Here is a 12,435-nt window from a genome sequence, read left to right as displayed (position 1 = left end):
AGAGCAAGCAGCCACGCTTCTCCTGTTGGCTGCTTTTTCATCTTATATGTTGGAGTGGGCGAAATATGGGAAAGAAAAATAAACGTCGCACAAACAAACAAGAACAGTGGAAAAAAACATTGCATTTCGAACTCATCGGTTTAACGATGTTAGCATGCACGGTCATCGCGATGGCAAATGTCGGCGCTGTCGGACGTTCACTCGTTTTTACTACGCGCTTTTTTTTAGGGGAGTGGTACATTGTTGCGTTGTTAGGAGCGCTTATGACGTCGTTGTACATCATTTGGAAGCGAGCGTGGCCTCCGTTTTTTCAACGCGTGCTCGTCGGATTGTATTTAATCATTCTTTCATTATTACTATTTAGTCACGAAACGTTGTTCAACATTTTATCGCGGAATGGAAAATTAGTAAATCCGAGCATTATTCAGACGACATGGGAGTTATTTTGGGCAGATGTGCGCGGAGAAAACGGTTCTTTTTCTGATTTGGGCGGCGGCATGCTCGGTGCCCTACTGTATACAATTAGTTATTATTTATTTGATCAGCTAGGAACAAAATGGATCGCTTCCATATTGATGATTATCGGTCTGTTGCTTTTAACAGGAAAAACGTTACGTGATACTGCTGGAAAAGGGATTGAATGGTTCATTTCATTTATGCGGAGGCAAACGCAAGCCGTTCTTTCAGATGTTCGTTCGTTTTTGAGTCGTCCGAAAAAAGAAAAGCAACTTCAACCACACATTGAAGTGGTGACGGCATTCGAAGAAAAAGAGGAAGATGAAGCGGAGGAAAAAGAAAGCGAAGGTCCTGTCATTTCTAATTTTAATGAAGCAGTGGAAGAAGAAAAGCCGATCGTATTTACGCAAACGCATGAAACAGATTATGTTTTGCCACCAATTGATTTGCTTTCTCCACCAAAGGCGGTCGATCAATCACGAGAAAAAGAAAACATTTATGAAAATGCTCGCAAGCTTGAAAAAACGTTTCAAAGCTTCGGTGTGAAGGCAAAGGTAACGAAAGTGCATATTGGTCCAGCTGTCACAAGATATGAGGTATACCCGGATGTCGGTGTAAAAGTAAGTAAAATTGTTAGCTTAAGCGATGATTTAGCGCTTGCTCTCGCCGCAAAAGACATTCGTATGGAAGCACCGATCCCTGGAAAATCTGCTATCGGCATCGAGGTGCCGAATGAAGAAATTGCGATGGTTTCTTTGCGTGAAGTGCTAGAAGCGAAGGAAGCGGACAAACGGGAGGCGAAGTTGCTAATCGGACTCGGGCGCGATATATCTGGACAAGCGGTGCTTGCCGAACTGAACAAAATGCCACATTTACTTGTTGCTGGCGCGACGGGGAGCGGAAAAAGCGTATGCATTAATGGCATAATCGTTAGCTTGCTTATGCGTACAAAGCCGCATGAAGTAAAGATGATGATGATTGATCCGAAGATGGTTGAGTTAAGCGTATACAATGGTATTCCGCATTTGCTTTCTCCGGTCGTCACTGATCCGAAAAAAGCGTCCCAAGCGTTAAAAAAAGTCGTAAGCGAAATGGAACGGCGATATGAACTATTTTCGCATACAGGCACGCGCAATATTGAAGGATATAACGAATATATTGAGCGTCATAATGAGACTGCGGAAACGAAACAACCGCTTCTACCTTACATCGTTGTTATTGTGGATGAGCTAGCAGATTTAATGATGGTTGCCTCAAGTGATGTAGAAGATTCCATTACTCGTCTTGCCCAAATGGCGCGCGCAGCAGGCATTCATTTAATTATCGCGACGCAACGTCCATCCGTTGACGTCATTACCGGCGTCATTAAGGCAAATATTCCATCGCGCATCGCGTTTAGCGTATCGTCACAAACAGACTCGCGGACGATTTTAGATATGGGAGGGGCCGAAAAACTGCTCGGGCGTGGGGACATGCTCTTTTTACCTGTCGGTGCCTCTAAGCCCGTTCGCGTGCAGGGCGCTTTCGTTTCCGATCAAGAAGTGGAAGCGGTCGTGCAATATGTTATTTCACAACAACAAGCGCAATACGAAGAGACGATGATGGCGCAAGATGATGAGCCGCAAGAAGCGTTTGATGATGAGCTGTTTGATGAGGCGGCTCAGCTTGTCATTGAAATGCAAAGCGCATCTGTTTCTATGTTGCAGCGACGGTTCCGCATCGGCTATAATCGGGCGGCACGTTTAATTGATGCGATGGAAGCGCGTGGTATTGTCGGGCCTTATGAAGGAAGTAAACCGCGCGCGGTGCTCGTATCTCCGAGCGATCAAGCAAAAACGTCATGAAAGAGGCTAAAAGTAAGCCTCTTTTTTGTATAAATGGGATATAATAATGATATATTATTAAAATCGGTTACATATGATTTTATACGACTTTTTTCGACAATTTTTTTATTTGCTATTTATTTATGGGCAAAAAAATGTTACATTATTAGTGAGAAATTTGTCTAACATCAGATGTCTGATATCTAAGGTGGGGGATGGTGAATGTCTGTTAAAACAGATCATCGACATTTATATTTACAAGTCATTGATCGGATTAAAAAGGATATTGAACAAGGGGTATACAAGGAAAAAGAAAAGCTTCCTTCTGAATTTGAACTAGCCAAACAATTAGGGGTTAGCCGAGCGACGTTGCGGGAAGCATTGCGGGTGTTAGAGGAAGAAAACGTCATCATCCGCCGCCATGGCGTTGGAACGTTCGTTAGTTCCCGCCCGATGTTCACCTCTGGCATTGAGCAATTGAGCAGCGTGACGGAGATGATTCGCCAAGCCGGGCGCAAACCGGGAACGATTTTTTTATCATCCTCTATTCAGAAACCGACTGAAGATGATATAAAGCGCTTTCAATGTCATAAAGAGGAAGATTTGCTCGTTGTCGAGCGAGTGCGCACAGCAAATAACGAACCGGTTGTGTATTGTATTGATAAAGTCCCTTGTAAATATTTACCTAAAGGGATTGCCTATGAAAACGAGTCGTTATTAGAAATATTACATGATGAAGCGAATCGATATATTGCGTACGCTATTACACACATTGAACCGCTCGGTTATCATGAAAAAGTATCACCGGTTTTGCAATGCGAGCCGGAAACTGCGCTTTTAGTTTTAAAACAAATGCATTTTGACGAAAACGACGAGCCGATCTTATATTCGATCGACTATTTTAAATCGGATAAGTTTAGCTTCCACGTGTTACGAAAACGCGTGTAGCTATAAACATGCTTATTTTATTAAGGAGGTGACATTGGAGGGAGAAGGTTTGTTTACATTCCACTTTTTTACTTAATCTATATTTGAAAATTGAGGGGGTAATGGTTGATGAAGAAAAAGCGTTTTGGATTGTCCATGTCTTTATTGTTAACTGCCGGTTTAATTCTTGGCGGCTGTGGTCAACAAGGGCAAGAAGAGCCGAAAACAGATGAAGGAAAAGTGTCTGAATTTAGCGTGGCAATGGTTACAGATATGGGAGGGATTGACGATAAGTCGTTCAACCAGTCAGCGTGGGAAGGACTACAAAAATTTGGTGAAGAAAACGGTTTGAAAAAAGGGAAAGGCGGCTATGACTATTTACAGTCAAAAGGTGATGCTGACTATGCGACAAACTTAAATAAACTTGTACGTAACGATTTTGATCTAATTTTCGGTATCGGGTATTTAATGACAGATGCCATTACGGAAATTGCGGAACAAAAACCAGATAACAAATTCGCTATCGTTGACAGCGTTGTAGAAAAACCAAACGTAGCGAGCATTACATTTAAAGAGCACGAAGGTTCGTTCCTCGTTGGGGTTGTCGCTGGCTTAATGACAAAAACGAATAAAATCGGTTTCGTTGGCGGTGTGGAACTGCCATTAATCGAGAAGTTCGAAAGTGGTTTTATCGCAGGTGTAAAAGCCGTTAACCCGAATGCAACAGTAACAGTACAATACGCAGGTGCGTTTGATAAAGCGGATAAAGGAAAAGCAATTGCTTCAAGCATGTATGCTTCCGGTGTTGACATTATTTATCATGCAGCTGGTGGAACAGGAAACGGCGTGTTTTCTGAAGCGATCGACTTGAAAAAACAAGATCCAAACAAAGAAATTTGGGTGATCGGTGTTGACCGTGACCAATATGAAGAAGGAAAAGTGCCAGGAACAGACAAAAGCGTAACATTAACATCGATGGTAAAACGTGTTGACGTTGCTGTATACGACTTAGCGACAAAAACGAAAAACGGAAACTTCCCTGGCGGTCAAGCAGTTGAGTACGGCTTAAAAGAAGATGGTGTAGGTATTGCACCAACATCTAAAAACAACGTTCCTGAAGACGTGTTAAAACAAGTTGACGAATGGAAACAAAAAATTATTAACGGTGAAGTGAAAGTGCCTACAACTCGTGCAGAGTTAAAATAGGTAGATGATCGTTCTCCGAAGGGATCCTTCCCTTCGGAGAACTCACTAAATGAAGGGTTGCAACACGTTGCGGCTTTTCATTTAGTGATGTAAATCATGCTCATATAAGGAGTGGATCACGTTTGGAGTACGTAATCGAAATGCTAAACATCCGCAAAGTTTTTGGGAGTTTTGTGGCCAATGATAACATTACGCTGCAACTGAAAAAAGGGGAAATTCATGCACTGTTAGGCGAAAACGGTGCAGGAAAATCGACGCTAATGAACGTGTTATTCGGTTTATACCAACCAGATGGTGGGGAAATTCGCGTCAAAGGAAAAAAAGTGAACATTCCCAATCCGAACGTCGCCAATGACTTAGGAATCGGAATGGTACACCAACACTTTATGCTTGTTGATACGTTTACAGTTACTGAAAACATCATTTTAGGAAGCGAACCGACAAAAAGCGGACAAATCGATATTGAGCGTGCTGAACAAGAAGTGCGTGAACTATCAGAGCGTTACGGCTTAGCCGTTGACCCGAAAGCGAAAATTGCGGACATTTCTGTCGGAATGCAACAACGTGTAGAAATTTTAAAAACGTTATATCGTGGGGCGGATATTTTAATTTTCGATGAACCGACGGCCGTGTTAACACCGCAAGAAATTCAAGAACTTATCCAAATTATGAAAGCGCTTGTACGTGAAGGGAAGTCCATTATTTTAATTACGCATAAGTTAAAAGAAATTATGGAAGTGTGCGATCGAGTGACCGTCATTCGCCGTGGAAAAGGGATCGGCACGTTAAATGTATCGGAAACGAATCCGAACGAACTCGCTGCGTTAATGGTCGGACGTGAAGTACATTTCAAAACAGAAAAACAACCGCCAAAAGTCGGCAAGCCTGTACTCGAAATTCAAGACTTAGTCGTGAAAGATTCGCGTGGAATTACTGTTGTCGATCATTTGCATTTGACGGTACACGCGGGTGAAATTGTCGGTATTGCAGGGGTAGACGGCAACGGACAAACAGAGCTCATCGAAGCGATCACAGGTTTAATGAAATCTGAATCGGGCTCGATTCGTTTAAATGGGAAAGAAATTCGCAACTTAACACCGCGCCAAATTACAGAAACAGGTGTTGGGCACATCCCACAAGACCGTCATAAACATGGACTTGTCCTTGACTTCTCGATCGGAGAAAATATGGTGCTTCAAACATATTACAAAGAGCCATATTCTAAACGAGGCGTTTTAAATTTCAAAGCTATTTACGACAAAGCGCGTCAGCTCATTCAAGAATTCGATGTTCGTACGCCAGATGAATATACGAAAGCGCGCGCACTATCAGGAGGAAACCAACAGAAAGCAATTATTGGACGGGAAGTAGATCGCGACCCAGATTTGCTCATTGCCGCACAACCGACGCGCGGACTTGACGTTGGAGCGATTGAGTTTATTCATAAACGTCTCATTGAACAACGTGATAGAGGAAAAGCTGTCTTGCTCGTTTCGTTCGAGCTAGATGAAATTATGAACGTCAGCGATCGTATTGCGGTCATTTACGAAGGAAAAATTGTCGCCATTGTCGACCCGAAAGAAACGACAGAACAAGAGCTTGGTTTGTTGATGGCAGGAAGCAAACGGAAGGAAGCAGGTGTATCATCATGAGTGAAAATCGTCTAACGAATATTCTCGTCCCTGTTTTTGCGGTTATTCTCGGAATTATCGTCGGAGCAATTGTTATGCTCGTCAGCGGCTATGATCCGATTGCTGGATATTCTGCTTTATTGTACGGTGCTTTTGGTGATCGATATTATATTGGGGAAACGATTCGTCAAGTGACGCCGTATATTTTAGCCGGTTTAGCTGTTGCGTTCGCCTTTCGAACAGGACTATTTAACATCGGTGTAGAAGGACAGCTCATCGTCGGTTGGCTCGCTGCGGTTTGGGTAGGCGTTGCGTTTGAACTTCCAAAAGTTATTCATTTGCCGCTTGCCATTTTTGCAGCTGCAGCGGCGGGAGCGCTTTGGGGATTCATTCCTGGTTTTTTAAAAGCTCGTTTCCGCGTTCATGAAGTTATCGTTACGATTATGATGAACTATATTGCATTATACGTATCGAATGCGGTCATTCGTTCCGTATTATCGGATCAAGGATTTAAATCGGAGAAAATTTATCCATCGGCGTCGTTACGTTCTGAGTTTTTACAATCATTAACAGATTACTCGACGCTTCATTACGGCATTATTATTTCGTTGATTGCGGCTGTTGTCATGTGGTTTTTGCTTGAGAAAACGACGACAGGATACGAACTCCGCGCCGTCGGCTTTAACCAACATGCGTCGCACTACGCTGGTATGAACGTGAACCGTAATATCGTATTGTCAATGGTTATTTCAGGGGTATTCGCCGGTATTGCTGGAGCAATGGAAGGATTAGGGACATTTGAAAACGTCTCCGTTAAAGCGGGATTTACTGGAGTCGGATTCGATGGAATTGCGGTTGCCCTCCTTGGAGGAAACCATGCATTTGGAATTATTTTAGCAGCTATTTTATTTGGAGCGTTAAAAGTCGGAGCGTTAGAGATGCCATCAGCGGCCGATGTGCCGACAGAACTTGTTGACATCGTCATTGCGTTGATCATTTTCTTCGTTGCTTCTAGCTATTTAATTCGTCTTGTGCTTACGCGCTTGAAAAAGGAGGGAAAATAAATGTTAAACATCCTTGAAATTATTATTCCTTCCGCGATTTTCTTTGCGGCACCGCTCATTTTCACGGCGCTTGGTGGCGTATTTAGCGAACGCTCCGGCGTTGTCAACATCGGATTAGAGGGCTTGATGGTCATCGGAGCGTTTACTGGTGTAGTATTTAACTTAACGTTTGCTGACCAGTTTGGCGAACTAACCCCATGGCTTGCGATTGTTGTTGCGATGGTTGTTGCTTCTATTTTCTCGCTCATGCATGCAGTAGCATCCATTTCGCTTCGTGCTGACCAAGTCGTTAGCGGGGTGGCGATTAACTTTTTAGCATTAGGGTTATCGTTGTTCCTCGTTAAAATGTGGTATGGAAAAGGACAGACAGACCAAGTACAAGTTGGTTTTGATAAAATTGATATTCCGATTTTAAGTAAAATTCCTGTTCTCGGTCCGATTTTATTTTCAAACGGATATTTGCCATCTTATTTAGCGATTGTATTAGCGTTTGTCGTATGGTACGTCATTTATAAAACGCCGTTCGGACTTCGCCTTCGTGCCGTTGGGGAACATCCGATGGCAGCAGATACGATGGGGATTAATGTGACAAAAATGCGCTACATCGCAGTGATGTTAAGCGGTGCACTTGCAGGAATTGGCGGTTCGATTTATGCGATAATTATTTCACGCGATTTCAGCCATGCGACGATCTCTGGTCAAGGATTTATGGCGCTTGCTGCAATGATTTTCGGAAAATGGCATCCGCTTGGCGCGATGGGAGCGGCTCTTTTCTTCGGATTTGCGCAAAGTTTAAGCATCGTCGGACAGGCGATTCCGTTTTTGAAAAACGTACCGACTGTTTATTTGCTTATTTTGCCGTATGCTTTAACGATTTTAGCGTTAACTGGATTTATCGGACGTGCGGATGCGCCAAAAGCGCTCGGTACGCCGTATGTCAAAGGAAAACGTTAATAGAAAAAGACTTCGGGCTGCCCGAAGTCCTTTTTTCACGCCTTTGATCAAGTGTTGTACATGCAAGCAAAAACAGTGGCGAAATGTTTTAAAAGAGGTGAATACGGTGTTTGCACAATTATCGAAAAACATCTTTTTGTATGCTTCGCAAAGTAAAATGTTAAATCAAGCAGCGAGAAAATGAGGGATCCGTTTTGGAGTTTCCCAAGTCGTTGCGGGTGAAACGATTGAAGGCGCTATCAAAAAAAGTGCGTAAACTGAATGAAAAAGGACTTGTTTGTACGCTTGACCATTTAGGGGAGTTTGTTTGTAGTCGCGAGGAGGCAATCGAAGCGACAGAGTATAACATTCGCACGTTAGAAGCTATTCGTCGGGCAGGAGTTCGTAGCAACTTATGTGTGAAGCTGACACAACTTGGGCTCGACATTGATTTTAATTTTTTGTTTAAATAACATGCGTCAAATTGTTGACACAGCAAAACGATATAACAACTTTGTGCGCATGGATATGGAAGATTTAGGGCATTGTCAAGCGACGCTCGATCTTTTGCATGAGCTTCGGCAAATGTATGATAAGGAACAAGATGTAAAAAACTTAAAAGGTGTATCGCTTCGTTTAGTGAAAGGTACGTATAAAGAGCCGCCGGAAGTGGCGTTTCAAGATAAGCAACAAGTCGATGAAAACTACATGAACATCATTCGACTTCACTTATTGAACGGAAGCTATACAGCGATTGCAACACACGAAACAGATATGCAGCAGCAATTGGTGAAAGAAGGATACACTATGCGCGTATATGTACCGTTTGGGAACGATTGGTTCGGATATTTTATGAGCCGGCTTGCATAACGCCCGCAAAACGTCGCGTTCGCATTAAAAGGCTTTTTTGGGAAAAAATTTTTTGTACAATTGTGAATATATTTTAGTATAATGATAAACACAAAGAGGTTTCAAAGACAACAAAGGAGGGGGAGATTGTTTTGGTTATTGCATCTGTTGTTTTGTATATGGTAGGGATGTTGTTAATTGGATATTGGGCGTATAAACGGACGTCAAACTTGTCCGATTATATGTTAGGTGGACGAACGCTCGGCCCAGCGGTGACGGCATTAAGCGCTGGGGCATCGGATATGAGCGGCTGGTTGTTGCTCGGTTTACCTGGGGCGATGTATGCGCAAGGATTGAGCGCTTCATGGATTGTCATCGGTTTAGCGCTCGGGGCTTACGTCAACTGGCTATACGTTGCGCCGCGCTTACGAGTATATACGGAAGTGGCGAACGACTCGATTACGATTCCGTCATTTTTAGAAAATCGTTTCGGCGATACATCGAAGTTGTTACGTCTCGTGTCTGGATTCGTCATTATGATTTTCTTTACGTTTTACGTCTCATCTGGTTTCGTTTCAGGTGGGGTCATGTTTAAAAACTCGTTCGGTACAGATTATCATACAGGGTTATGGATTGTGGCAGGCGTCGTTGTAGCTTACACGTTGTTTGGGGGATTTTTAGCGGTAAGTTGGACGGACTTTGTGCAAGGTCTCATCATGTTTATTGCACTTATTCTCGTACCTGTTGTAACGCTTACGCACATTGGTGGGTTAACGGAAACGACAACAACAATTCGCGACATCGATCCGAATTTGCTTGATTTATTTAAAGGGACAAGCGTTGTCGGTATCATTTCTTTATTTGCTTGGGGGCTCGGTTATTTCGGCCAGCCGCACATTATCGTTCGCTTTATGGCCATCTCATCTGTGAAAGAGATGAAACAAGCACGCCGAATCGGGATGGGCTGGATGATTTTTTCATCTGTCGGCGCGATGCTCACAGGTCTTTTTGGAATTGCTTACTTTAAACAAGCCGACATGACGTTAGAAGATCCAGAAACGGTATTTATTAAACTTGGTGAAATTTTATTCCATCCGCTTATTACAGGATTTTTACTGGCGGCCATTTTAGCGGCAATTATGAGCACGATTTCATCGCAATTGCTTGTGACATCAAGTTCCCTAACAGAAGATTTATATAAAGTTTTATTCCGTCGTTCAGCGTCCGATAAAGAGCTTGTGTTTGTTGGTCGTTTATCGGTGTTACTTGTTGCTGTTGTTGCTTTAATTTTGGCATATGAGCAAAACAATACGATTTTAAATCTTGTTGGCTATGCATGGGCTGGGTTTGGTGCTTCATTCGGTCCTGTTATTATATTAAGCTTATGGTGGCGTCGCATGACAAAATGGGGAGCGCTTGCGGGAATGATTGCAGGGGCGACGACGGTCATCGTTTGGGCAAACTCTTCATACGCTAGCGTCATGTATGAGATGGTTCCTGGTTTTATCGCAGGCCTCATCGCTATTGTTATCGTCAGCGTATTGACAGCAGCGCCAGGTAAACAAGTGACAGAGCAATTTGATACGTTTAAACGTACGATTTCATCGTAAGAAAAAGGTGTCCAATTTGGGCACCTTTTTCTTACGTGGAAAATTGTCGAATGGCTCGCTTCATTTCATTTGAAATATGTTCCAAGTACCATTATAACACCTGTTCCGAGAGAAATAAGTAAAAAACGTCCTGTTACACTGATCACCTCCGACAAAAAGACTATTACAAAAATAATGTATATACGGATGACATCTGTACGTATTTTTAAAAATTTTTACACAGTTTTTATGTTATTTGTGATATATTTACAAAAAATGACGTTACATCATGATATGTTTATAGATTGTATACTTGGAGGGGATCAAATTGAACACATTTGGAGCGATAGCTGCTTTTCTACTAGCTGTTGTATTTATTTTACGAAATGTGCCGGTAGGGTATGGAATGATGTGCGGCGCGTTTATTGGTGCTTTACTAGGGGGAGTTTCTATCGATGAAGCTGTTCGGCTAATGATAGATGGAGCAAAAGAGATGACCCCGTCTATTTTGCGCGTTTTAGCAGCTGGTGTGCTTGCTGGTGTATTAATGCAGTCGGGGGCAGCGGTGGCAATAGCAGAAAAACTCATGCAAGCATGTGGGGAAAAATATGCGCTATTTTCGCTATGTGTTGCAGCGATGATGTTAACAGCGTGTGGGGTATTTGTTGATGTTGCCATTATGACGATTGCACCTGTTGCGCTTGCGATGGCACATCGACTTGACGTGTCGCGTTTTGCTATATTGCTCGCATTAATTGGTGGGGGAAAAGCTGGGAATATTATTTCTCCTAACCCGAATACGATTGCAGCTGCTGAGGCATTTCATGTCCCTCTTTCCTCTCTCATGATGGCAGGCATCGCACCGGCGGTGATTGGTCTTTTTGTCACGTACCAGCTTGCAAAACGGTGGCGGGGTGATGACAAACATATGCCAAAAATTGAAACGGTTGAAAAAGAAACACCTCCATGGCAAAAAGCGATCGTTGCTCCCGGTGTTGCGATAATTCTTTTATTGTCACGCCCGCTCTTTGGCGTGTCAATTGATCCGCTTATCGCTCTGCCGACTGGTGCGGTGATTGGTGTGATTGTTATGAATAAAACGAGGGAGTTGAACGTGTTTCTACGCGTAGGCATGGAAAAAATGAGCGGTGTTGTATTCATGCTTCTTGGTACTGGAACGCTAGCGGGTGTAATCGCGAACTCCGATTTGCACCAAACGTTTATGCACATGCTCGAATCGCTAGGATTTCCGCCATACGTCATGGCATCGTTAGCTGGTGCGTTATTGTCAGGCATTACTGCATCTACAACGGCGGGGACAGCTGTCGCAAGCCACGTGTTTGGAAAAGCATTAGTTGAAGCGGGTGTCCCATCGCTTGCGGGAGCAGCTATGGTACATGCGGGGGCAACAGTGCTCGATCATTTACCGCACGGCAGTTTTTTTCATATCACCGCAGCGAGTGTACATATGTCAACGAAAGAGCGCCTTACATTGCTTCCGTACGAAACGCTCATAGGCATAGCCATTGCCACAACATGTACAGTCATTTTTTATCTATTTTTATAAAACTATGTTCTAAATCATCAACAAATAAAAAAAGAATTCATTGAACAATATAAAGAAAAAATAATTGTTTATCTTAATTAGGCGAGAAGACTCCCACTTCAACGAAGCGAAGCGGAGTAAGTGGGAGATGAATCGCCTTAACTATATTTTGCTGAAAATAGGATAGATTCAGTAAAATATAGTATAATATAGTTAGATGGGAGGTGAAAAAATGTATTTTTGTATCAAACAACAGCTAAATGGTTTGACCAAAGAAGAATACTTGACTCTTCGAGAACTGTGCCATATTGCCAAGAACATGTACAACGTCGGATTGTACAATGTCAGACAATACTATTTTGAACACAAGGAATTTCTTAATTATGAGAAAAACTATCATCTTGCAAAAAC

General features: G+C 42.8%; 8 protein-coding genes and 2 pseudogenes. All 10 read left to right on the top strand.

Annotated features, from left to right (window positions below; genetic code table 11):
- Positions 1–65: 65 nt before the first annotated feature.
- Positions 66–2,300 carry a DNA translocase FtsK gene (locus tag BM213_RS00045; RefSeq protein ID WP_091699940.1) on the top strand — a complete coding sequence of 745 codons (2,235 nt, stop codon included), beginning with the start codon at positions 66–68 and terminating at the stop codon, positions 2,298–2,300.
- 201 nt (positions 2,301–2,501) lie between these two features.
- Positions 2,502–3,227 (top strand): GntR family transcriptional regulator, encoded by a 726-nt coding sequence (locus tag BM213_RS00040; protein ID WP_091699939.1) that lies wholly within the window; start codon positions 2,502–2,504, stop codon positions 3,225–3,227.
- Positions 3,228–3,335: 108 nt separating this feature from the next.
- Positions 3,336–4,412 carry a BMP family lipoprotein gene (locus BM213_RS00035; RefSeq protein WP_091699938.1) on the top strand — a complete coding sequence of 359 codons (1,077 nt, stop codon included), beginning with the start codon at positions 3,336–3,338 and terminating at the stop codon, positions 4,410–4,412.
- Positions 4,413–4,534: 122 nt separating this feature from the next.
- Complete coding sequence (locus BM213_RS00030; protein WP_091699937.1) at positions 4,535–6,064, top strand: ABC transporter ATP-binding protein; 1,530 nt, start codon at positions 4,535–4,537, stop codon at positions 6,062–6,064.
- Complete coding sequence (locus tag BM213_RS00025; protein ID WP_091699936.1) at positions 6,061–7,107, top strand: ABC transporter permease; 1,047 nt, start codon at positions 6,061–6,063, stop codon at positions 7,105–7,107. The genes BM213_RS00030 and BM213_RS00025 overlap by 4 nt, the downstream gene beginning before the upstream one ends.
- Positions 7,108–8,061 carry an ABC transporter permease gene (locus BM213_RS00020; protein WP_091699935.1) on the top strand — a complete coding sequence of 318 codons (954 nt, stop codon included), beginning with the start codon at positions 7,108–7,110 and terminating at the stop codon, positions 8,059–8,061.
- 106 nt (positions 8,062–8,167) lie between these two features.
- Positions 8,168–8,910, top strand: a pseudogene (locus tag BM213_RS00015) (proline dehydrogenase family protein).
- A 131-nt stretch (positions 8,911–9,041) separates the two neighbouring features.
- A complete protein-coding gene (gene putP, locus BM213_RS00010; RefSeq protein WP_091699934.1) occupies positions 9,042–10,499 on the top strand; it encodes a sodium/proline symporter PutP in 1,458 nt (485 codons plus the stop codon).
- Positions 10,500–10,800: 301 nt separating this feature from the next.
- A complete protein-coding gene (locus BM213_RS00005) occupies positions 10,801–12,045 on the top strand; it encodes a GntP family permease (protein ID WP_091700050.1) in 1,245 nt (414 codons plus the stop codon).
- Positions 12,046–12,256: 211 nt separating this feature from the next.
- Positions 12,257–12,435: pseudogene (locus BM213_RS14850) on the top strand (RNA-guided endonuclease TnpB family protein); the annotation flags it as partial.

The sequence above is a fragment of the Anoxybacillus pushchinoensis genome (genome assembly GCF_900111795.1).
Classification (GTDB): domain Bacteria; phylum Bacillota; class Bacilli; order Bacillales; family Anoxybacillaceae; genus Anoxybacillus; species Anoxybacillus pushchinoensis.
The sequence above is the reverse complement of the archived record's forward strand: the minus strand, read 5'-3'. Positions and strand labels throughout refer to the sequence as shown.